We start from the raw sequence: 21,921 nt of genomic DNA on the forward strand, positions 1-21,921 counted from the left end.
GTGGCGTGCGGAAGATCTTGGGGAGGTCACGGTGACACGGCAGGCCGGTGAAGAGGTCCGCGACGTCGTGGGCGCGTGGGACGTCGTCTCCTCCGCGGAGCGGCTGCGGCTGCGCGTCTTCCGGGTGAGCACCGACGAGGTGCGGATGCCGGAGGGAGACCCGGTCGAGCGCGACTATGTCGTGCACCCCGGCTCCGTGGCCGTCGTCGCGCTCGGTGACGACGGGCGGATCCTGCTCATCCGGCAGTACCGCCATCCCGTCAGGTCGATGCTGTGGGAGGTCCCCGCGGGGCTGCGCGACGTGCGCGGCGAGCCGCTGCTCGACTGCGCCAAGCGGGAGCTCGCCGAGGAGGCGGGTTATCGCGCGGACACCTGGGACCTCCTGCTCGACCTGCACGTCTCACCCGGCATGTCCGACGAGCGCACCCGGATCTTCCTGGCCAGAGGGCTCAGCGAGATCCCGGAGGGCGAGCTCGACTTCGTGCACCGCCACGAGGAGATCGACATGCCGGTGGTCTGGATCCCCCTCGCTGAGGCGGTACGGCGTGCCTTCGCGGGAATGATCCACAATGCCCAGGCGGTGGCCGGTATCCTCGCGGTATACGCGGCTTCTGCCGACGGGTTCGCCTCGCTGCGGCCCGCTGACGCTCCGGAGGCATGACAGGGGGGACAGGCGCTGAGCGAGACGGAGACGGTGCTCTCCAGTTACCTCGCCCATCTGGCGGTGGAGCGCGGCCTCGCGGCCAACACTCTCGCCTCCTACCGCCGTGACCTGCGGCGTTACATCGAGCATTTGAAGGTGCGCGGTTGTCACACCTTCCGCGAGGTGGGCGAGCCCGACGTGGTGGCGTTCCTCGCGTGCCTGCGCGAGGGCGACGAGGAACACCAGGCGCTGGTCGCCAGTTCGGCCGCGCGTGCGGTCTCCGCCGTACGAGGGCTGCACCGTTTCGCCCTGCGCGAGGGCGCGGCGGGGCACGACCCCGCGCACGAGGTGCGGCCGCCGCGTCAGCTCCGGCGGCTGCCCAAGGCGATCGGCGTGGCGGAGGTCGAGCGGCTCATCGCCGCCGCGGGCCCCGAGGGAGCGCCCCTCACCCTGCGCAACCGCGCGCTGCTCGAACTCCTGTACGGCACGGGCGCCCGGATCTCCGAGGCCGTCGGCCTGGCGGTCGACGACACCGAGCCCGACCAGCTCCGGCTGCGCGGCAAGGGCGGGCGCACCCGCGTGGTGCCGGTCGGGCGCTACGCGAAGCAGGCGCTCGACGCCTATCTCGTGCGGGCCAGGCCGCTGCTGTCGGCCCACGGCCGGGGCACGTCCGCGCTGTTCCTGAACGCCCGGGGCGGACGGCTGACCCGGCAGGGCGCCTGGGAGGTGCTCCAGGCGGCGGCCGAGCGCGCCGGGCTGGCGGGTGTTTCGCCACACATGTTGCGGCATTCGTTCGCTACGCACCTTCTGGATGGGGGTGCGGACGTTAGGGTGGTTCAGGAGCTGCTCGGCCACGCCTCGGTGACCACCACCCAGGTGTACACCTTGGTCACGGTCGACAGGCTTCGCGAGGTATATGCCGCGGCGCACCCCCGCGCCAGGCACTGACCAATCGGGGCGTAGCCGGGCGTGCCGCCTTGCCGCGTAACGGCTGACGCCATAGTGTCCGTGCGGACGGTCCGGTTCGGGGCCGTCAGGGAGGTTCATCTGGTGACTGTGACCACCGACGGTTCCAACCGGGATACGACGCCCGGCACCCCCCAGAATCCGTGGGGTGACACCAAGACCAGCTCGGCGCCGCGCGCCGGAGGTGTCCTCGGCCCCACTGGGCGCCCTCGTCCCGTGTTCCCCGAGCCGCACCCGCGCACCTCGCACGGACCGGCCAGGATCGTCGCGATGGTCAACCAGAAGGGCGGCGTGGGCAAGACCACCACCACCATCAACCTCGGCGCCGCTCTGGCGGAGTGCGGGCTGCGGGTGCTGCTGGTCGACTTCGACCCGCAGGGCGCGCTCTCGGTGGGGCTCGGCATCAATCCGCTGCAGCTCGACATGACCGTCTACAACCTGCTCATGGAGCGCGGCGTCTCGCCCGACGAGGTGCTGCTGAAGACCAACGTCGACGGCATGGACCTGCTGCCCAGCAACATCGACCTGTCGGCGGCCGAGGTCCAGCTCGTCACCGAGGTCGCGCGCGAGCAGGTGCTCGGCAGGGTGATCAAACCCCTGCTGCCCGAGTACGACGTGTGCCTGATCGACTGCCAGCCCTCCCTCGGCCTGCTCACGATCAACGCGCTGACCTGCGCGCACGGCGTCATGGTGCCCCTTGAGTGCGAGTTCTTCGCGCTGCGCGGCGTCGCGCTGCTGATGGACACCATCACCAAGGTGCAGGAGCGGCTCAACGAGGACCTGGTCATTGAGGGCCTGCTCGCGACCATGTACGACGCGCGGACCCTGCACGGCCGCGAGGTGCTCGCCCGGGTCGTCGAGGCGTTCGACGAGAAGGTCTTCCACACGGTGATCAACCGCACCGTGCGGTTCCCCGACGCGACCGTCGCCGGCGAGCCCATCACCAGCTTCGACTCCTCCTCGCTCGGCGCCAGCGCCTACCGCGAGCTCGCTCGCGAGGTGCTCGCGCGGTGGCCCGAGCCGGGTGCGTGATCGCCCCACCACACGCGGCGGTCCGGGGGACAATGGCGGGGTGACCGAGGAGCAGACCAGGCGGCCCGATGCGTTCCAGGTGCATCTGGACGTCTACGAGGGCCCTTTCGACCTGCTTCTGGGGCTGATCTCCAAGCACAAGCTCGACATCACCGAGGTGTCGCTGCACAAGGTCACCGACGAGTTCATCGCCTTTATCCGGGCCCGGGGCTCCGAATGGGACCTCGACCAGGCCAGCCACTTCCTGCTCGTCGCGGCCACGTTGCTCGACCTCAAGGCGGCCCGCCTGCTGCCCTCGGGCGAGGTCGAGGACGAGGAGGACCTCGCCCTGCTGGAGGTCCGCGACCTGTTGTTCGCCCGGCTCCTGCAGTACCGCGCGTACAAGGAGGTCGCCAAGATCCTCTCGGGGCGGATGGCCGCCGAGTCGCTGCGCTTCCCCAGGATCGTGCCGATGGAGCCGGCGTTCGCCTCGCTGCTGCCCGAGCTGGTGCTCGGCATCGGCCCGGAACAGCTCGCCAAGATCGCCGCGCGGGCCTTCACGCCGAAGGTCCCGCCGTCCGTCTCCGTCGCGCACATCTACCAACCGCTCGCCAGCGTGCGCGAACAAGCGGCTATCCTGGTGGAGCGGCTGCGGCGGGTGCGCCGGGCGACGTTCCGGGCCCTCACCTCCGACTGCGCGGGCCCTTTCGAGGTCGTCGCGCGTTTCCTGGCCGTTCTGGAGCTCTTCAGGGAGGCCGCCGTCTCCTTCGAGCAGATCGAGGCGCTCGGAGAGCTGCACGTGACCTGGACCGGCGACGACGATGGAGACGTCTCCGTGGCCGACGACTACGACGAGAGCATGGGGAAAGAGCCGTCCGATGACTGAGGCAGGCCCGACTCTTCGTTCGGCGCTTGAGGCGATCCTGCTCGTCGTCGACGAGCCGGTCGCCGAGGTGACCCTCGCCCAGGTCCTCGAACGTCCCACACAGGAGATCGCCGCCGCCCTGCGCGAGCTGGCCGCGGAATACACCGCGGCCGGACGGGGTTTCGATCTCAGAGAGGTCGCGGGAGGCTGGCGTTACTACACGCGGGCCGACTGCGCGGCCCTCGTCGAGCGCTTCGTGCGCGACGGCCAGCAGACGCGGCTGACCCAGGCCGCGCTGGAAACCCTGTCCGTGGTGGCCTACCGCCAGCCGGTGAGCCGCGCCAGGGTCGCCGCGATCCGCGGCGTCAACAGCGACGGGGTCATGCGGACCCTCGTCGCCAGGGGCCTGGTCGAAGAGGCCGGCACCGACCCGGAGAGCCAAGCCGTGCTCTACCGGACATCTTCCTATTTCCTGGAGCGGATGGGCCTGAGGGATCTCGACGAGCTCCCCGATCTGGCGCCCTTCCTGCCCGACGACGTGGAATCCCTAGAGGAGAGCAAGTGAACGACAGCCGTACCCCGTCCGGTGATGGACGCGGTCAAGGACATGGCGGAGCCGGTGGCGGCTCCCGAGGCGGCGGCACCGGACGCGGTTCCTTCCGCGCCGACCGCGGGGGTTCCCGCGACCGCCCCAGCCGCCCCGGCGAGGGCCAGCGCGACGATGCCCGTGGGACGCGCGGCTCCTACGGTGGTTCGCGGGATGACTCCCGTGGCTCCGGTGGTGGTTACCGGGGTTCCCGCGACGACTCGCGCGGCTCCTCCGGTGGTTCGCGCGATGCTTCCCGTGGTTCGTCCGGTGGCTACCAGGGTTCCCGCGACTCCCGCGGTGGTGCCTCCGGCGGTTCGCGCGATGCCTCCCGTGGTTCGTCCGGTGGTTCGCGCGAGGGTTACCAGGGTTCCCGCGACTCCCGCGGTGGTGCCTCCCGTGGTTCGTCCGGCGGTTCGCGCGAGGGATATCAGGGTTCCCGCGACGCCCGCGGTGGGTCGCGTGACGGTTCCCGCGGCTCCTACGGCGGTTCGCGCGGCGACTCCCGTGGTTCCTCCGGCAGCGCGCGCGACGGTTACCGGGGGAGTCGCGACGACTCGCGGAGCGCCGGCGCCCCCTCTCGGAGTTCCTACCGGGGTTCGGGTGACGGCGGGTCGTTCCGTGACGACACCAGGCGCGACCGTGACTCCGGCCCGTCCCGCAGTGGTGACTCCAGGGGCGGTTCCCGTGAGCGATACGGCCGGCCCGAGGGCGGCGCCCGTTCAGGCGCCTACCGTCCCGACTCCCGTGGCTACGCCGCCCGTGACTCCAGCGGGTCGCGCGGCCGTCCCGGCGACTCCCGCGACCAGGGCCCTTCTCGCGCCCGCTACGGCGACAGCGAGCGCGCGGCGTTCCGCCCCGACCGCACCGGCTCCGGCCCGCGTGACGACGCCCCCCGCGGTTCGTACGGCAGGCGCGACGATGCGCCGCGCAGTGCGTACCCCAGGCGTGATGACGCGCCGCGCAGTGCGTACCCCAGGCGCGACGATGCGCCGCGCAGTGCGTACCCCAGGCGCGATGACGCGCCGCGCAGTGCGTACCCCAGGCGCGACGATGCGCCGCGCAGTGCGTACCCCAAGCGTGATGACGCGCCGCGCAGTGCGTACCCCAAGCGTGATGACGCCCCGCGTGGTTCGTATCCCAAGCGTGATGACGCCCCGCGTGGTTCGTATCCCAAGCGTGATGACGCCCCGCGTGGTTCGTTCGGCAGGCGTGATGACGCTCCGTCCCGGGACAGGCGGGACGACGTGCAGACGGTCGGCCGCCCGGGCGGCGACAGTTCGCGTACCCGTTACGGCCGTGACTCCGGTCGTGACCGCAACGCCTCCAAGGGCCGTCCCGCCGCGAGGGACGGAGCCAGGGGCGGAACGCGCTACGCGGCCAAGGACGGTTCGAAGAGCGGACGTCCCGGGTTCGAGCGCGGCGGAGACCGGCGGCGCGCAGGCGATGTGTTCAAGACCGCGAAGCAGCCCCTGCGCGACCCCGATCTTTTCCCCGAGGGTTACACCGACGAACGCGACACCACCGAGGTCCCGGACGGCGTGCGCCTGCAGAAGGTCCTCGCGCAGGCGGGCGTCGCGAGCCGCCGGACGTGCGAAGAGATGATCGGCGACGGCAAGGTCACGGTCGACGGCCAGGTGGTGCGCAGGTTCGGCGCCCGGGTCGACCCGGCCAAGCAGATCATCCACGTGAACGGCAAGCGCATCCCGACGGCCCCGGACCTGGTCTACTTCGCGATCAACAAGCCGATCGGCGTGGTCAGCACCATGTCCGACCCGAACGGCCGCCCGTCGCTCGCCGACTTCGTCGCGGACAAGGCCGAGCGCCTGTTCCACGTGGGCAGGCTCGACACCGAGACCGAGGGTCTCATCCTGCTCACCAATGACGGCGAGCTCGCCAACCGGCTCACCCACCCGAGCTACGGCGTGCAGAAGAAGTACTGGGCCAAGGTGCCCGGGCCGATCGAGCGTGATCTGGCCCGCCGTATGAAGAAGGGCGTCGATCTGGAGGACGGCCTGGCCAAGGCCGACGACTTCAAGATCGTTCAGGAGCACGGGCAGCAGGCGCTCGTCGAGGTCGTGCTGCACGAGGGGCGCAAGCACATCGTCCGCCGGATGCTGGAGGAGGTCGGCCATCCCGTGATCGACCTGGCCAGGATCGAGTTCGGCCCGGTCAAGATGGGAAGGCTCAAGACGGGTACGGTCCGCACGCTCTCCCTGAAGGAGATCGGGGAGCTGTACGCCGCGGTCGGACTGTAACTTCTCGACACCGACCTGACATCGAGGCACGACGAGGTTCGGCGATGCGCGAACCGGGCAGGGGGCGGGGACGCCGCCCGGAAGGGATGAGACATGGTGCGGGCGATCCGTGGAGCGACGCAGGTGGAGGCGGACGACCAGGAGGCGATCCTGGTGGGCGTCACCGAACTGGTGACGGAGGTGATGGAGCGAAATCAGCTCACCACCGACGACGTCATCAGTGTGATCTTCACGGCGACGCCCGACCTGACCGCGGAGTTCCCCGCGCTGGCGGCGCGCAAGCTCGGTTTCCACGATGTGCCGTTGATCTGCGCCTCGGAGATCGCCGTGCCGGGCGCGCTGCCCCGCGTGGTGCGGCTGATGGCGCACGTGGAGACCGACAAGCCGCGCCAGGAGATCCAGCACGTGTACCTCCAGGGCGCGGTGGCGCTCCGGGTGGACATCGCCCAGTGAGCACGTCATGCCCGTGTTGCGCGATCGACTACGAGGTGGGGCGTTCGTGAGCGCTGTGCAAAGCGTTCTGGTGGTCGGGACCGGCCTGATCGGCACCTCGGTCGCCCTTGCCCTGCGCGAGCACGACGTGCAGGTCTACCTGGCCGATCGTGACCCGCGGGCGTTGCGGCTCGCGCGTGAGCTGGGCGCGGGCACCGAGTGGCAGCCGGGGACGAGCGCCGATCTCGCGGTGATCGCGGTGCCGCCGCGGTACGTCGCCGAGCAGCTGCTCGAACTGCAGGGCCAGGGAGCCGCGCGGCACTACACCGACGTGGCGAGCGTCAAGGCACTGCCGCTCGCGCAGGCCGTACGGCTGGGCTGCGACCTCGGCAGCTACGTCGCGGGGCACCCGCTCGCGGGGCGTGAGCGGTCGGGGCCCGCGGCGGCCAGGGCCGACCTGTTCCTCGGTCGCCCGTGGGCGTACTGCCCGACCGGTGACACCTCGCCCGAGGCGGTGGAGACGCTGCTGGGGCTGATCAAGCTCTGCGGCGGCGAGGCCGTCCGGGTGGACGCGGAAGAACACGACAGGGCCGTCGCGGTCGTGTCGCACGCTCCGCACGTCACGGCGTCGGCGGTGGCGGCGCGACTGGCGGAGGCGCCGGCGACGGCACTGAACCTGGCGGGACAAGGCGTGCGCGATGTGACCAGGATCGCGGCGGGCGACCCCGGGTTGTGGACCGGGATCCTGTCCGGCAACGCGTTGCCGGTGGCTGAGGTTCTGGAGGCGGTGGCCGCCGATCTGGCGGCCACGGCGTCGGCGCTGCGTGCCACGGCGGACGACGGGCCCGGGATGGAATGGGTGACCGGCCTGCTCGAACGCGGTGTGACCGGGACCGGCCGGATCCCGGGCAAGCACGGCGGGCCGCCGAGGACCTATGTCTCGGTGCAGGTCCTCATCGGTGACCGGCCGGGCGAACTGGCCAGGTTGTTCCAGGTCGCGGAGGCGGCCGGGGTCAACATCGAGGACGTCCGGCTGGAGCACGCGCCCGGGTTGCCGCTGGGCGCGGCCGAGTTGTCCGTGCAGCCGCAGGCCGCCACCGCGCTCGCCGAGGCGCTGCGCGCCCACGGGTGGCACGTGCCGTGACGATTCGCGGGGCGGGGTGGGTTGACACCCACCCCGCTGTCGTTTATAAAAGGGGTAACAGCGTTACCGACTGAAAACGGTGTTACCGCAATGTCCTCCGCATACGAGCAGGCCCAGCAGGCGGGTCAGGGCGCCGTCAGAGCGGCGATCTGCGACGCGGCGATCGAGTTGCTGGTCGCCGAAGGGCCGGCCGCACTGACCGTCCGCCGGATCGCCTCGGCGGTCGGCTGCTCCACCAAGGTCATCTACACCCTGTTCGGTGGTAAGGACGGGCTGGTCGAGGAGCTCTGGCGGGAGGGTTTCACCCGGTTCGGGCAGGCCCTGGGCGGAGTGAGACGTGACGCCGATCCCGTCGCCTACCTCGAGGCGATCGGCCGCGCCTACCGCGCCTACGCGCTGGCCGAGCCCCACTACTACCGGATCATGTTCGAGGGCGTGGTGCCCGGCTTCGAGCCGAGCCCCACCGCCAGGCAGGACGCCCGGGAGACCTTCGCGGTCCCGGTTTCCGCCGTCGAGGAGTGCCTGAAAGCCGGGCTGTTCGCCGAGGCCGACGCGGTGGAGATCGCCGACACGTTGTGGATCGCCGCACACGGCGTCGTCAGCCTCGAACTCGCCGGATTCTTCACCCACGACGAGGCGGAGCGGCGGTTCGAGAAGATGGCCGACGCCCTGATCAGCGCATACAGCACACCGACCTGAAAGGACCGCGCCATGGCAGACGACAACCCGTTCAGCGGCGGATTCACGCCGGTGACCGAGGAGATCACCGCATTCGACCTGCCCGTCACGGGCACCCTGCCGCCGGAGCTGTCCGGCCGCTACCTGCGCAACGGCCCCAACCCGATCGACCTCGACCATCCGCAACCGCACCTGTTCCTCGGCGAGGGCATGATCCACGGCGTCCGGCTGCGTGACGGCAAGGCGGAGTGGTACCGCAACCGGTGGGTGCGATCCGACAAGGTGGCCGCGGCTCTGGGCGAGGAGCCGCGCCCCGGCCCGTATTTCGACGACCGCGACTTCGCGGCCAACACCCACGTCATCGGGCATGCCGGCCGTACGATCGCGCTGATCGAGGCGGGTCTGCCCGCCTACGAGCTGACCGAGGAGCTGGAGACGGTCGGGCGCTGCGACTTCGGGGGCACCCTGCCGGGCGGCTACGCGGCCCACTCCAAGCTCGACCCGCGCACGGGCGAGCTGCACGCGATCGCCTACTACTACGGCTGGGAATACGTCCAGCATGTCGTGATCAGCCCCGAGGGCAAGGTCACCCGGACCGTCAACATCCCGATGCAGGACAGCCCGATGATCCACGACTTCGCGCTCACCGAGAAATACGTCGTCATCTACGACCTGCCGGTGACCTTCAGCATGGCGGCCCTCGAATCCGGCGTCCGCCTGCCGTACGCGTGGAACGAGGAGCACCCCGCGCGGGTCGGGCTGTTGCCGCGCCACGGCGAGGCCAAGGACGTCCGCTGGTTCGACGTCGATCCCTGCTGGGTCTTCCACACGCTGAACGGCTACGAACTCGACGACCAGGTGGTCATCGATGTGGTCAGCTACGACAGCCTGTTCGTCGGCACCAGGCTCGACAGCGGCGGGCCGCCGGCACTGGACCGGTGGACCCTCGACCTGCACTCGGGCATGGTGAAGCAGACGCGGATCGACGACCGACCCCAGGAGTTCCCCCGGATCGACGAACGCCGCGTCTCGCTGCCGCACCGCTACGGCTACACCAGCGCGACCAGGTCGCTCGCGGACTTCCTGCCGCGCCGCGCCGGGGACCTGGGTGACCTGTCCGACCCCGCGTTCACCGAGGCCCTGGTCAAGCACGACCTGCGCACGGGAGGCCAGGAGGCGCACCTCTTCCCGCGCGGCGCCAACGCGGGCGAGCCGCTCTTCGTGCCCGCCGCCGCCGACGGGGCGGAGGACGACGGCTACGTCATGACGTACGTGAACGACCCCGAGCGTGGTGCCGCCGACCTGGTGATCCTCTCCGCTCAGGACTTCGCGGGCGACCCCGTCGCCACGGTGCACCTGCCCGCGCGGATCCCGCTCGGGTTCCACGGCAGCTTCATCCCCGACTCGACTGGTCACAATCCCCGGTAGCCTCGTCTCGGAGCAGTCGAGCGCCTACAAAGGCATACAGAGGGAGTGGCCGTGACCGGTCTGGTCGTCGCCATGGACGGTCCTTCGGGATCGGGCAAGTCGAGCGCTTCGCGCGGCGTCGCGCGGGCGCTCGGGCTGCGCTATCTCGACACGGGCGCCATGTACCGCGCGGTCACCTGGTGGATGCTCCAGCAGGGAGTCGACCTCGGTTCCCCGTCGGCCATCGCGGCCAGGGCGGGTGAGCCTGTGCTGGAGATCGGCGCCGACCCCGACGCCCCCTCGATCGCCGTCGGCGGAGTCGACGTGGCAGGCCCGATCCGCAGTCACGAGGTGACCGCCGCGGTCTCGGCCGTCAGCGCCGTCCCCGAGGTGCGCAGTCGCCTCGTCGCCGAGCAGCGTGCCGTCATAGGCGCCGGCGACATCGTGGTGGAGGGCCGCGACATCGGCACGGTGGTGGCCCCGGCCGCCCAGGTGAAGATCTATCTGACCGCGAGCGCCGAGGCCCGCGCCCAGCGGCGCACGGCGGAGCTCGCCGGCAGCACGGTGGAGGCGCAGCGCACCGCGATGGCCAGGCGTGACACCCTGGACTCGACGCGGAAGGCCGACCCCCTCGCGATGGCGGGAGACGCCGTCGAGCTCGACACCACCGCGCTCAACCTCGACGAGGTCATCGCCGAGGTCCTGCGACTGGTAAAGGAAACGACGTGACGGGGGAGTACGACGACGAGAGCGGCTGGATCGAGGCCGAGCTCGCCGATCTGGAGGTGGACTCCGCCGAGGAGACCGCCGATACGGGACCCCAGCCGGTGGTCGCCGTCGTGGGCAGGCCGAATGTGGGCAAGTCCACGCTGGTCAACCGCATCATCGGCCGCCGGGAGGCGGTCGTGGAAGACGTTCCGGGCGTGACCCGCGACCGGGTGACCTATGAGGGCACCTGGCGGGGGCGCACCTTCACCCTGGTCGACACCGGCGGCTGGGACCACGAGGCGACCGGCATGGCGCTGCGCATCGCCGAGCAGGCGCAGGTCGCGGTCGAGCTCGCCGACGTGGTCCTGTTCGTGGTCGACGCCACCGTCGGCGCGACCGACGCCGACCAAGCCGTCGCCGACGTCCTGCGCCGCTCGGGCAAGCCCGTGGTGCTGGCCGCCAACAAGGTCGACGACCAGCGAATGGAGTTGGAGGCCAGCTCGTTGTGGGCGCTCGGCATCGGGGAACCGCTGCCGGTCTCCGCGCTGCACGGCCGGTCCAGCGGTGACCTGCTCGACGTCATCCTCGACGCCCTGCCCGACGCGCCGCCTCAGCGGTTCGGCGCCGAGCGCGGCCCACGCAGGGTCGCCCTCGTCGGGAAGCCCAACGTCGGCAAGTCCTCGCTGCTCAACAAGCTGGCCGGTGAGGAGCGCGTGCTCGTCGATCCGATGGCGGGCACCACCCGCGACCCGGTGGACGAGCTGATCGAGCTCGGCGGCAAGACCTGGCGGTTCATCGACACCGCGGGGATCAGGCGCCGTGACCGTGAGCTCCAGGGCGCCGACTTCTATGCCAGCATGCGCACCAGGGCCGCACTTGAGCGCTCTGAGGTCGCCATCGTGCTCATCGACGCCAGCGATGTCCTCACCGAACAGGATCTCCGGATCATCTCCCTGGTGATCGAGTCCGGCCGCTGCATGGTGGTCGCGTTCAACAAGTGGGACCTCGTCGACGAGGACCGGCGCTACTACCTGGAGAAGGAGATCGACCGCCAGCTGGTCCGCGTTCCGTGGGCGCTGCGCGTCAACATCTCCGCCAAGACGGGCCGGCACATGGACCGCCTGGTCCCGGCGATCGAGCGGGCCATCGACTCATGGTCCTCCCGCGTCTCCACCGGCCGGCTCAACGCCTTCCTCACCGAGCTGGTCCAGGGGACTCCCCCGCCCGTCCGCGGCGGCAAGCAGCCCAAGATCCTCTTCGCCACCCAGGCATCGGTGGAGCCCCCCAAGTTCGTCCTCTTCACCTCGGGCTTCCTGGAGGAGACCTACCGCCGCTTCATCGAGCGCCGGATCCGCGAGGAGTTCGGTTTCGCCGGCTCTCCCATCGCGGTCAACATGAAGATCCGCGAGAAGCGAGCCGTCAAGAAGAAGTGACCCGCCCCTTCGCCACAGGTCACTCCGGGTGGTGCCCGGAGTGACCTGTGGCGAAGGCATGTCGTGGCATTTCGGCGGCGCTGATGGTCTATCGCCGCGGAGGTCACGTGACGGCGGCGAGAACAGCTTCGAAGGCAGGAGTGAGTTCGGTGGCGTTGACCAGGTAGACGCTCACCAGTTGATCACCGCTGCCCACGACTCCTTCGATGATGGAACCGTTTCGGTCGCACACGGCCGTCGCGGACCCTGCCGCCGTACTCGGCGCAGGTCTCGGCGAAGTCCTTCCTGACCGTGGCGGCATCGGCGCCGCCGCCGACGTCGGCCCTCAGGGGGCTTCACCGCCGAATGCCATCCGGGCGCGACCTGCTCTACGGCGACGCCGGGGAGCAGGCGGCGGCGATGGCGGCGGGGTCCCAGTAGAACGGGCGGCATTCGAGCATGCGCCCGTTCCGTACGGTGATCAGTTGCAGGATCAGCGCGTCGACCTCCCGGCCGGTGGCCCGGGCCCGGAAGCGCACCCGGTTCCGTACCACGACCGTGTCGCCGTCTCCCCAGTGTTCCTGCTCAAGGAATTCCATCGACTCCCAGATCTGACTGAACGCGGCGAGGAACCGTTCCATGCCGTCATGCCCCCGCCACGTCCCCGTGCCCGTGAACGGCAACCCCGGAGCCTGGTGCAGGACCACCTCGGGGTCCAGGTAGGCGGCGACCTCGTCGTAGCGGGCAGTGCCGAATCCGCCGGCGGCCACGTAGGCGGCCTCGGCCGCGTAGAACCTCTCCATCACCGCCCAGGCGTCGTCGTGGGCGTGGTCGCCGGCCCTGGATTCGCCGGCCTGCTCGTCTGTAGCGTTCGTGATCATATTCTCAGTGTCGCCCAGCAGGTCAGGGCGATGCTGGCGGCCATCGGACCTCTCACGGAGCCCTGCGTCGGCCGCCACAAGCCTTTCCTGGCGAACCCGTTCCGGCCGCACGGCTAGGCCGGAAGTGAGAAGCCCTCGGGCGGCGCGCCTTCGACGAACAGCATCCCCACCCGAACCTTGCCCTCTCGTATCTCCCGGGCCCGCCGGTACTCGGGAGAGTCGTACCACTCCCGGATCCGGTCCATATCGGGGAACTCGATGACTACGAACCGGGAGGAGTCCCAGGTGCCTTCGGCGGGCTCGGGCGTGGGGCTCGCGACCAGGTAACGGCCGCCGTGGCTGAGGATGGACGGCTGGGCCACGACGGCGTAGGCCAGGCCGGCCTCCTCGTCGAGCACATCGACGTTGACGATGACGTAAGCGGACATATGATTTCCCATCCCTTGGACACGGCGTGTACTTATGTCACGGCAGAGACTATTGCATCCCCTGTATCCTGTTCAAGGTGAGCATCGACGAGGGCGAACGCGTCGCAAGTGTGATGAGCCGCCGGGAGCGGCTGCGGGTGGAGACGAGCCGGGAGATCAAGGCCATCGCGCTGCGGCAGCTGGCAGAAGGGGGGCCCGGAGCGATCTCACTGCGCGGCATCGCCCGCGAGATGGGGATGACCGCTCGCGCGATCTACAGTTACTTCCCCACCCGAGACGACCTGATCACGGCACTGATCAGCGGAATCGCCGCCTCGCTCGCAGAGGCGACAGAGGCCGCGAGCAACGCCGTGCCCGACACCGATCCCGGCGGCAGGCTGATGGCCTGGGGTCAAGCCCTGAGGGAATGGGCGCTGGCGCACCCGGAGAGCTTCCGGCTCTTCTACGGCCACCCCGTCCCCGGCTACCAGCCCCCCGAGGACGGGCCGGTGGACCAGACGGCACGCCGGGTGTGCCGCGACCTCACCCGCCTGGTGGCCGCCGCATGGCCCCACGCGCGGCACCACCAGCCCGAGGACACCTCCTGGTCCGACCTTCACCCGGACTACGTCGCGAAGATCCAGGCAGACCTCCCGGACGTGCCACCCGCCGCAGCGGCGCTCGCGCTGCGCGTCTGGGGCCGGATGCACGGCCTGGTGGCCCTGGAGATCGACGGCCACATCCACCCCGTCGCGGGCAACCCGGCAGCCCTGCACCGCGCCGAGATGCTCGACCTGGTCAGGTCACTGGGCCTGGCCTAGGTTCTGCCCGAGGCGATCACGTGACAGTCCGCGCCCGTGACCGCGCAGGAAGGCGCCGCGGAGGTGGTCAGGCTGCAGCGCACGATCGTGGAGCGGGTCGTCGTCCTGGCGCGGGCCGGGGTGTCGTCGCAGCCACCGTCAGCCGGCTTCGCTCGTGATCACCCGGACGGATCCTGGCGGGCAGTCCTGGGCATCAGGAGGGCGACCAGAACGGCCAGGGCACAGAGCGCGGCGGTGAGGAGGAAGATCTCGGTGTACTCGGTGTGCAGCGCCGCCAGCACCTTCTGCTCGTATTCGGCCAGCCGCCTGGCGAATTCCGCCCGCTCGACCCCGAAGGGCAGGGGAGTGTCCAGCTCGGCGGTGAGCGACTGGAACCGGTAGTAGCCCCACGCGGACAGTCCGGCCACGCCGAGCAGCATGCCCATCATCCGGGCGACGACCACCGCGGCCGAGGCCACCCCGTGCCGCGCGGCGGGCATGATCCCGAGCACGGCGGCGGACACGGGGGCGATGACCACGCCGAGCCCGGCCCCGGCCACGATCAGGTCGATGTCCATCCTGATCCCGGCCGAGGCCAGGTCGGCCGGCCACTGCCCGATGCGGACGTAGCCCACCGTGGCGACGACCAGGCCCACGACCGTCACGACCCGGTCGCCGAAGCGCCGGGCGAGCAGCCCGCCGAGCAGGGCGGTCACCGACAGCGCGATCAGGAAACGGGAGAGCACCAGGGCGCCGCCGACGGCGTCCTCGCCCAGCAGGGTCTGGGCGGCGAGTTGCACGTCGACCAGGGTGACGAGCAGGGCGGCGCCGGTCAGGAAGCTCACCCCGAGCGTCGCCAGGAACGGCCCTCGGCGGACTCCCGACAGGTCGATCAGGCGGACGGGCGACCGGATCTCCCACACCACGAACGCCACCGCCGCGACCGCCCCGGCGGCGATCAGGGGCGCCCCCCACGATGGAAGCACGCCCTTCCCCGGCTCGGGGTTGTAGAGCCCGGCGACCAGCGCCGCCAGGGCGAGCGCCAGGAGCAGCCCGCCCACGAGGTCGACCCGTGGGGCGGCGGCACGGCGGGGCGCGGCGGGCAGGGTGCGCCACACGGCGACCGCCGCGAGGGCGGCCAGCGGGATGTTCACCCAGAAGATCCCGCGCCAGCCGGCCAGGGCGGCCACTCCCGCGCCGTAGAGCGGGCCCAGGACGCTGCCCAGCTCCTGGGCGGCCCCGACGGCGCCCAGGGCCACCGGCCGGGCGCGAGCGTCCCACAGGTCGCCGATGAGGGCCATGGTGATCGGCAGCAGCGCGCCGCCGGCGAGTCCTTGAACAGTGCGACCGGCGACCAGCAGCGGCACCGAGCCCGCCAGCGCGGTCAACGCGGAACCGAGGGCGAAGCCCGCCAGACAGGCGAGGATCAGCGGACGCCTGCCGTACCGGTCGGAGAGGCCGCCGAGGAGCGGCATCGCGGCGACGTAGCCCAGCAGGAAGCCGGTCACGACCGGGGTGGCCCGCTCCAGGCGGTTGAGCGGGACGCCGACGTCGGCGGCGATGTCGACCAGGACGGTGACGACGACGTAGGCGTCGAGCGCGGCGAGCAGCACGGCGGTGCCGCCCACGCCGAGCACCACCCGGCGCCGCGTGCGGTCACCGGACGCCTGGGCGAGCACGGGGGAGGTGGTCACGTGGTCATCCATTCGGGGCGGTGACCTCGACGGGGGCGTCGTAGTCGTGGAACGTGACCGTGACGGTGCCCGCGCTGTCGCCGGTGCCCAAGGGCAGACTCGCCTTGAGCAGGCGGCCGGTCGCCTTGTCGACCCAGAGCTTCGCGTCGACTCCCTGGGTGATGCCGGGCACCAGCGGGAGGAGCGCCTGCCGGGAGAGCGAGGCGGCGACCCGGTAGGCGTCGAGGTCGGCGATCTTCTCGGCGGCCTCGGTGACCGGGCCGGTGGCGGAGGTGAGCAGGGCGGGCACGCCCTTGTCGGCGCTGAGGATGGCCGAGGGGTCGTAGATGGCGGCCAGCTCGGCTCTGGTCATCTTCTGGAAGCCGCCGGTCGGCCCCTTGAAGTGGACGGTGTCGCCGAGCAGCACGAAGTCGAGCTCCTGCAGGCTGCCGAGCACGTCGATCTGGATGGTGCCGTCGCCGTCGCCCTTCGAGGTGAGCCTGCCGTCCGCCTTGCGCAGCGGGACGGGAGGCTTTCCCTCCGTCTCGATGGCGAAGCCGGCGCTCTTGACCGCGCCCATCGCCGCGGCCGACTTTTTCAGCAGGTCGGCGCCGGCGGGCAGCGCCGCGCCCCCCGCGCCGCCCGCACCGCCTGTGCAGGCGGCGACGAGGAACGCCGCGGCGACGATCTGGACGAGGACCCCGAGGGTACGGCGATGCCACATGTGCCGGATCGTAGCGGGGCCACGGCCGGCCGTGGGACGCCCTGTGGATAACGGTTGGACCGGGGCCTCCGCCGTACGAAGGTCCTGATTCTCAGGCCCGGAAGCGGGGTGCCGCTGGACGATGCCTCTCGAACGCATGTGCACTCCTGGGTGTGGTGAGCGTAGAGTGCCCGGACGGCCTTCCCGGCAGCGGGCGTACGCGGCCGGGCCACGCACGCCGGACACCGCGCACCGGAAGCTCCCAGGCCGTGGGCGTCGACGTCAGCGAAGGCTCTTGAGGTGATCGACGATGGGATCGTAGGCGAGCTGCAGATCGTGGATCTGGTCGTCGGTCAGCAGATCGATGAAGTGCTCCCGGACCCCGGCGACGTGGTGCGGCGCGACCCGCTGGATGGTCTCCCAGCCGTGGTCGGTGAGCACCGCGTAGGTGCCGCGGCGGTCGTCGTCGCAGCTCTCCCTGATGACCAGGCGGGCCGACTCCATCCGCGAGATCTGGTGCGACAGCCTGCTCCGCGACTGGATCGTGATGTCGGCGAGGTCGCTCATCCGCATTCTGCGATGCGGGTTCTCCGACAGGTTCACGAGGATCTCGTAGTCGTTCAATGACAGTCCGAACCCGTGCAGCTCACGATCCAGCCTGTGCATCAGAAGCTTGTGCGCGCTGAGGTGGGAACGCCACGCCCGCTGCTCGACCGTGGTGAGCCAGCGGGGCCCGTCGGTGCTCATGGAGGCAATCTATACGCAGGCCGCTCCCGGCTACGCCGTCCACGGGCACGTCCGCGGCGGCCTGGGGCCACCGGCGCTCGTCTGTGGCGGGGGAGCGGATGCGTAAGGTGACTCCATGGCGGATGAACCCGGCGGGGAGAGTCTGGGCACGGTGATCGTGGCCGGGGCCGTCAACCTCGCGATCGCGCTGGCCAAGCTGGTCGCCGGGCTGGTCAGCGGCTCCGCCGCCATGCTGTCGGAGGCGGCGCACTCGGCGGCCGACACCGTGACCGAGATCCTGCTGCTGGTCGCGGTCCGGCACGGGGAGCGCCCCGCCGATCCGGCGCACCCGTTCGGGTACGGCAAGGCCGGGTTCTTCTGGGCGTTGATGGCGGCGGGCGCGACCCTCGCGGGCGGCGCGGGGTTCTCCATCACCCACGGCGTGCACACGATCAGCCACGGCGAGGATCTATCCGATTTCACCGTCGCCTACGTGGTGCTCGCGGTGTCCTTCGTGCTGGAGGCGATCTCGTTCGCCAGGGCGGTCAGGCAGACGGGCGGGGAGGCGCGGCGCTGGAAGGTGAGCCGCACCCGTTACGTGTCGCGCACCTCCGACACCGCGCTGAAGGCCGTGGTGCTCGAGGACGCCGCCGCTCTCACGGGCCTGGTCATCGCCGCCCTCGGCCTGGCCGGGTCACAGCTGACCGGCGACTCGCTGTGGGACGGCGTGGCCTCGGTCCTGATCGGCCTGCTGCTGCTCGGCGTCGCGGCGAGCCTCATCAGAGCCAACACCTCGCTGCTCATCGGCCGGTCGGCCCCCGAGTCCATGCGGGCGGCGATCCGGGCCGAGCTGCTGGCCCAGTCCGAGATCGAGGACGTCGTCGAACTGCTGACCATGATGATCGGCCCCGGCCAGGTGCTGGTCGCGGCCAAGGTCGACTTCGACGACGAGGCCAGCGGCGCGGGCCTCGAAGCCGCGGCCGACCGCGTGCACCGGCGCCTCACCGAGCGCTTCCCCGGCATCCGCCAGGTGTTCCTCGATCCCACCCCCGGCGCCGGAGCCCCCAGGGACCGGTGACGGCAGATGGTGCGCCGGGAGGGTCAGGCGGTGAAGGCGGGGGAGAGGACGGCCGGGTGGTCGGTGACGGTGGTCGCGAGCACGTCGCCGTCGGACCACTCCAGCAGGTGCCTGCCCTGCCAGAGGAGGCGGCGGGGCGTGCCGGGCTCGTCCAGCGGCAGCGCCGACAGGTCGAGCCCCGGCAGGTCGGACAGGGTCAGCTCATCCCGCTTGACCAGCGCCTCCTTGCGCACCCACTGGCGGATCAGCGCCCGGTTGTCGCGCACCAGCACCAACTCGCGCGGCGCGAGCGCCTGCCCGGCCAGATCCGGGTCCATCGGCCCCGGGGGCACCCGCTCGACGTCGACCCCGACCTTGCCGGGCCCCGCGGCGGCGCACACGTAACCCATGGTGTGACTGAGGCTGACCCCGACGTCGGGAGCCTCGGCGAGGTACGGCCGGCCGTGGCCGGGGCCGCAGGTGTCGCAGTGTTGCAGCAGGGTCAGCTTGTCGGGAGGCAGGCCGAGGAGCTCGGCGGCGCAGTGCCGTACGAGCACGTGGGCGGCCACGTAGTCACGGCGGTCGCCCTCGCGCAGCAGACGTGCCGCGCGCTCTCGCTCGACATCGGTGAGCAGGGCCTCGCCGTCGTGGAACCGAAGCGTGGCCGTTGGGCCGGCCAGCACCACCGGATCAGGCATCCGCCCAGCTTAGGGGGTGACGCCGGGTTGGCGCGGATCGCCGGTGCCGGGCTGGTCGCGCGGCGGGTTCAGGTGCCGAGCAGGGTCGCCATCCAGCCCTCGATCTCCTCGGGGTGGCGGGGCAGCCCGGCCGACATGAGGCGGGCGCCGTCGCGGGTGACGACCAGGTCGTCCTCGATGCGCACGCCGATCCCGCGGAACTCGGGCGGCAGCGTCAGGTCGTCGGGCTGCAGGTAGAGGCCGGGCTCGACGGTGAGCACCTGGCCCTCCTCCAGCACCCCGTCGAGGTAGTTCTCCGCGCGGGCCTTCGCGCAGTCGTGCACGTCGAGGCCGAGCATGTGGCCGCTGCTGCACAGCGTGTACCGCCGGTACAGGCCGCTCTCCGGGTCCATCGCCTCGTCGGCGCCGATCTTCAGCACGCCCCACTCGTGCAGGCCCTCGGCGATGACCCGCATGGCGGCCTGGTGGAAGTCGCGGAAGCGCGCTCCCGGCCGCAGCGTCTCGATGGCCGCGTTCTGCGCCTCGTAGACCAGCTCGTAGATCTGGCGCTGGATCGGGCTGAACCTGCCCGACAGCGGCAGGGTGCGGGTGATGTCGGCCGTGTACAGGTTGTCGGTCTCGACTCCCGCGTCGAGCAGCAGCAGTTCGTTCTCGGGGAGCCGCCCGTCGTTGCGGATCCAGTGCAGGACGCACGCGTGCGCGCCCGCCGCGGCGATCGAGTCGTAGCCGGTGGCGTTGCCCTCCAGCCTCGCCCGCAGCCCGAAGATCCCCTCGACGTATCGTTCGCCGCGCGGGTGGATCAGCGCGGCGGGCAGGGCGCGCACCACGTCCTCGAAGCCCCGGGTGGTCGAGTCGACGGCCGACTGCAGCTCGGCCACCTCCCACTCGTCCTTGATCAGCCGCAGCTCCGACAGGAAGGAGGCGAACTCCGTGTCGGCGTCCCGGCGCAGGTGCCGGAGCACCGCCTCGTCCACCGCGGGGTCGACGCCGCGCAGCACCCGGGAGGACGTGCCGCCGGACAGCGCCTTGGGCAGTTCGTCCAGGGGCGCGCACTGGATCTGGTAGAGCGTCTCCGCTTCGGCGAGGTCGGGGCGGCGTCCCACCCAGAACTCTCCGTAGCGCCGGTCGCGGTAGAACTCCTGCCCGTCCTGGCGGGACGCTCGCGGGCGGATGAACAGCGTCGCGGCGCCCGCCGTGTCGATCACCAGGACGTCGTCGGGCTCCTGGGCGCCGGTGAGGTGGACGAAGGCGCTGTGTGCGCGGAAGCGGTAGTCGGAGTCGTTGCTGCGGGTCTTGAGCCCGCCCGACGGGATCACCAGGCGCTCACCGGGGAAGCGCGCGGCAAGCGTGGCCCGGCGTCGCGCCGCCCACGCCGCGCCCGGCAGCGTGGATCCGCTCGCGGGAGCGGCCTCGGCCCAGCCCGTCTCCATGAACGCCACGAGTGCGTCGGAGACCGGCAGGTCGTGACTACCCGTGTTGAGTGCGTTCTTCCCGCTCATCGGCTCCCCCGCGAAGAAAGTGCTATTTCACGTGATACGCCGCGATTGTACGGCCTGCGCCCCAGGTTTGGCAGGCTCAAGGGGCGCAGGCCGCGTTCATGGGATCAGCCGACCGGAACGGTGTAGCTCTTGGCGAGGTCGGAGACCGCGGCCTCCTTGAGGATCACCATGCCGCCCAGCGCCTTCTTGTCCGGCTTGAGGACGTAGGACGCCCGGGAGGACGGCTCGTCGAAGACCGTGAAGTCCATCGGCGTGCCGAACCCGCCGTCCCAGGCGGACCGGCCACGGTGCGCGTTGACGATGCCGTCCCTGCTGAGGTCCTTGGCCTCGCACGCCTTCTCGAGCGCCTCACCGACGATCACCGCGGCCGAGTAGCCGGCCGACACCCCGCTGTCGATGGTCTGCCCGGCGTACTTGGCCGCGTAGTCGGCGGCCAGCTTCTTGATCGCGGGAAGCTCCGAGCTCATCGGCGTTCCGGCGCTCATGACGTAGTAGTCCTTCAGCAGCGCGGGCGCCGCCGGGGTGGCGAGAAGCTGCGGGGCGAACGCGGAGTTGCTGCCGACGAACGGCACGTCCATGCCCTTCGACAGCGCCACCCCGACCAGGGAGGCGGCCTGCCGCGGCCCGACCGAGACCAGGATCGCCTTGACCCCCGCCGACTTGAAGGCGGAGACCTGGGCGCTCATGTCCTGGTCGGTGGCCTTGATCTTCTGTTCCACCACCGACAGGCCGAGCTGCTGCGCGGCGTACTTGGAGCCGTTCAGGGCGCTCTCGCCGTAGTCGCCCTCGAAGTACAGGTGACCGATCTTGTCACCCTTCTTGATGCCCTTCTCCTTGGTCAGGAAGTCGAGGCCGTTGATCATGTCGATGTCGTAGGTGGTGCCGGTGACCTGGATGGCCTTGGCGCCGAGCAGCCCGGTCGCCCAGGCCATCGGGATGGTGAGGAGCTTGTCGCCCTCGATTCGCTGCTTGAGCGCGATCACCATCGGGGAGCCGATGAAGTGGGCGATGGCCGCCGACCGCGGCGCGACCTCGGTGTAGGAGGCCACGGCCTTCTGCGCGTCGTAGCCGTGGTCGCGGACGACGACCTCGATCTTGCGGTCGCAGACGCCGCCCGCGGCGTTCAGCTGCTCGAAGTAGAGCTGCTGTGCCTGCGTGATGCTCTTGCCGAGCGAGGCGTAGGGGCCGGTGAGGTCGGTCATCAGCCCGATGGTGATGGTGTCGGCGGTGACGCCTGCGCCGCCCTTGACGCCGTCGCCGGCGGTGGCGCTCGCCGCCGGGCCGCCGGTCGCCTTCTCGCTCGCGCAGGAGGTCACCGCGAGGGCGAGCAGCGCGGCCACGACCGCCCTGGTCCTCAGATTGCGCAT

General features: G+C 71.0%; 22 protein-coding genes. 14 read left to right on the forward strand and 8 right to left on the reverse strand.

Annotation, left to right across the window (positions count from 1 at the left end; translation table 11 throughout):
* The first annotated feature begins 31 nt into the window (after positions 1 to 31).
* The 12 genes from MBA17_RS04395 (at position 32) to der (ending at position 12,131) form a co-directional block, all read left to right on the forward strand.
* Positions 32 to 661: an NUDIX domain-containing protein gene (locus MBA17_RS04395; RefSeq protein ID WP_455432688.1), complete on the forward strand. Its 630-nt coding sequence runs from the start codon at positions 32 to 34 to the stop codon at positions 659 to 661.
* Positions 662 to 694: 33 nt separating this feature from the next.
* Positions 695 to 1,591, forward strand: coding sequence for a site-specific tyrosine recombinase XerD (locus MBA17_RS04400; protein ID WP_238494912.1), 897 nt, complete (start codon positions 695 to 697; stop codon positions 1,589 to 1,591).
* Positions 1,592 to 1,693: 102 nt separating this feature from the next.
* Positions 1,694 to 2,641 (forward strand): ParA family protein, encoded by a 948-nt coding sequence (locus MBA17_RS04405; protein ID WP_238494913.1) that lies wholly within the window; start codon positions 1,694 to 1,696, stop codon positions 2,639 to 2,641.
* A gap of 40 nt (positions 2,642 to 2,681) precedes the next feature.
* On the forward strand, positions 2,682 to 3,506 hold the full coding sequence (locus MBA17_RS04410; protein ID WP_238494914.1) for a segregation and condensation protein A: 825 nt from the start codon (positions 2,682 to 2,684) through the stop codon (positions 3,504 to 3,506).
* The gene (gene scpB, locus MBA17_RS04415; RefSeq protein WP_238494915.1) at positions 3,499 to 4,050 is read left to right on the forward strand and encodes an SMC-Scp complex subunit ScpB; all 552 of its coding nucleotides are present in this window, start codon (positions 3,499 to 3,501) and stop codon (positions 4,048 to 4,050) included. The genes MBA17_RS04410 and scpB overlap by 8 nt, the downstream gene beginning before the upstream one ends.
* A 1,268-nt stretch (positions 4,051 to 5,318) precedes the next feature.
* Positions 5,319 to 6,329 (forward strand): pseudouridine synthase, encoded by a 1,011-nt coding sequence (locus MBA17_RS04420; RefSeq protein WP_238494916.1) that lies wholly within the window; start codon positions 5,319 to 5,321, stop codon positions 6,327 to 6,329.
* Between the two features lie 93 nt (positions 6,330 to 6,422).
* A complete protein-coding gene (gene aroH / locus MBA17_RS04425; RefSeq protein ID WP_238494917.1) occupies positions 6,423 to 6,782 on the forward strand; it encodes a chorismate mutase in 360 nt (119 codons plus the stop codon).
* A 7-nt stretch (positions 6,783 to 6,789) separates the two neighbouring features.
* Positions 6,790 to 7,905: a prephenate dehydrogenase gene (locus tag MBA17_RS04430; protein ID WP_238494918.1), complete on the forward strand. Its 1,116-nt coding sequence runs from the start codon at positions 6,790 to 6,792 to the stop codon at positions 7,903 to 7,905.
* A 90-nt stretch (positions 7,906 to 7,995) separates the two neighbouring features.
* Positions 7,996 to 8,604 (forward strand): TetR/AcrR family transcriptional regulator, encoded by a 609-nt coding sequence (locus MBA17_RS04435; RefSeq protein WP_238494919.1) that lies wholly within the window; start codon positions 7,996 to 7,998, stop codon positions 8,602 to 8,604.
* A 12-nt stretch (positions 8,605 to 8,616) separates the two neighbouring features.
* Positions 8,617 to 10,011, forward strand: a complete 1,395-nt coding sequence (locus tag MBA17_RS04440) for a carotenoid oxygenase family protein (RefSeq protein WP_238494920.1) — start codon at positions 8,617 to 8,619, stop codon at positions 10,009 to 10,011.
* Positions 10,012 to 10,062: 51 nt separating this feature from the next.
* Positions 10,063 to 10,719 carry a (d)CMP kinase gene (gene cmk / locus MBA17_RS04445; RefSeq protein WP_238494921.1) on the forward strand — a complete coding sequence of 219 codons (657 nt, stop codon included), beginning with the start codon at positions 10,063 to 10,065 and terminating at the stop codon, positions 10,717 to 10,719.
* Positions 10,720 to 10,748: 29 nt separating this feature from the next.
* Complete coding sequence (gene der / locus MBA17_RS04450; RefSeq protein ID WP_455432695.1) at positions 10,749 to 12,131, forward strand: ribosome biogenesis GTPase Der; 1,383 nt, start codon at positions 10,749 to 10,751, stop codon at positions 12,129 to 12,131.
* A gap of 368 nt (positions 12,132 to 12,499) precedes the next feature.
* On the opposite strand, the gene MBA17_RS04455 is transcribed toward der, so the two are convergent.
* Together MBA17_RS04455 and MBA17_RS04460 are read right to left on the reverse strand one after the other, a co-directional pair.
* Positions 12,500 to 12,991: a nuclear transport factor 2 family protein gene (locus MBA17_RS04455; RefSeq protein ID WP_238494922.1), complete on the reverse strand. Its 492-nt coding sequence runs from the start codon at positions 12,989 to 12,991 to the stop codon at positions 12,500 to 12,502.
* 113 nt (positions 12,992 to 13,104) lie between these two features.
* Complete coding sequence (locus MBA17_RS04460; protein WP_238494923.1) at positions 13,105 to 13,419, reverse strand: DUF1330 domain-containing protein; 315 nt, start codon at positions 13,417 to 13,419, stop codon at positions 13,105 to 13,107.
* A 77-nt stretch (positions 13,420 to 13,496) separates the two neighbouring features.
* On the opposite strand from MBA17_RS04460, the gene MBA17_RS04465 reads away from it, so the two are divergent.
* Entirely contained in the window at positions 13,497 to 14,219 is a 723-nt protein-coding gene (locus tag MBA17_RS04465) for a TetR/AcrR family transcriptional regulator (protein WP_238494924.1), read from the forward strand.
* Between the two features lie 158 nt (positions 14,220 to 14,377).
* On the opposite strand, the gene MBA17_RS04470 is transcribed toward MBA17_RS04465, so the two are convergent.
* The 3 genes from MBA17_RS04470 to MBA17_RS04480 all read right to left on the reverse strand — a co-directional run bounded on the left by MBA17_RS04470 (position 14,378) and on the right by MBA17_RS04480 (position 17,321).
* Entirely contained in the window at positions 14,378 to 15,892 is a 1,515-nt protein-coding gene (locus MBA17_RS04470; RefSeq protein WP_238494925.1) for an MFS transporter, read from the reverse strand.
* Between the two features lie 4 nt (positions 15,893 to 15,896).
* Positions 15,897 to 16,595: an LppX_LprAFG lipoprotein gene (locus MBA17_RS04475; RefSeq protein WP_238494926.1), complete on the reverse strand. Its 699-nt coding sequence runs from the start codon at positions 16,593 to 16,595 to the stop codon at positions 15,897 to 15,899.
* A 261-nt stretch (positions 16,596 to 16,856) separates the two neighbouring features.
* Positions 16,857 to 17,321 carry a MarR family winged helix-turn-helix transcriptional regulator gene (locus tag MBA17_RS04480; protein WP_238494927.1) on the reverse strand — a complete coding sequence of 155 codons (465 nt, stop codon included), beginning with the start codon at positions 17,319 to 17,321 and terminating at the stop codon, positions 16,857 to 16,859.
* Between the two features lie 115 nt (positions 17,322 to 17,436).
* Here MBA17_RS04480 and MBA17_RS04485 point away from each other — a divergent pair, with 115 nt between their 5' ends.
* Positions 17,437 to 18,378 carry a cation diffusion facilitator family transporter gene (locus tag MBA17_RS04485; protein ID WP_238494928.1) on the forward strand — a complete coding sequence of 314 codons (942 nt, stop codon included), beginning with the start codon at positions 17,437 to 17,439 and terminating at the stop codon, positions 18,376 to 18,378.
* 23 nt (positions 18,379 to 18,401) lie between these two features.
* Here MBA17_RS04485 and MBA17_RS04490 read toward each other — a convergent pair whose 3' ends face one another.
* The 3 genes from MBA17_RS04490 to MBA17_RS04500 all read right to left on the reverse strand — a co-directional run bounded on the left by MBA17_RS04490 (position 18,402) and on the right by MBA17_RS04500 (position 21,921).
* Positions 18,402 to 19,055 (reverse strand): 4'-phosphopantetheinyl transferase family protein, encoded by a 654-nt coding sequence (locus MBA17_RS04490; protein ID WP_238494929.1) that lies wholly within the window; start codon positions 19,053 to 19,055, stop codon positions 18,402 to 18,404.
* A 68-nt stretch (positions 19,056 to 19,123) separates the two neighbouring features.
* On the reverse strand, positions 19,124 to 20,554 hold the full coding sequence (locus MBA17_RS04495) for an aminopeptidase P family protein (RefSeq protein ID WP_238494930.1): 1,431 nt from the start codon (positions 20,552 to 20,554) through the stop codon (positions 19,124 to 19,126).
* A 104-nt stretch (positions 20,555 to 20,658) separates the two neighbouring features.
* Positions 20,659 to 21,921, reverse strand: coding sequence for an ABC transporter substrate-binding protein (locus MBA17_RS04500; protein WP_238494931.1), 1,263 nt, complete (start codon positions 21,919 to 21,921; stop codon positions 20,659 to 20,661).

The organism is Dolomitihabitans soli (assembly GCF_022213955.1).
GTDB lineage: Bacteria > Actinomycetota > Actinomycetes > Streptosporangiales > Streptosporangiaceae > Streptosporangium_A > Streptosporangium_A soli.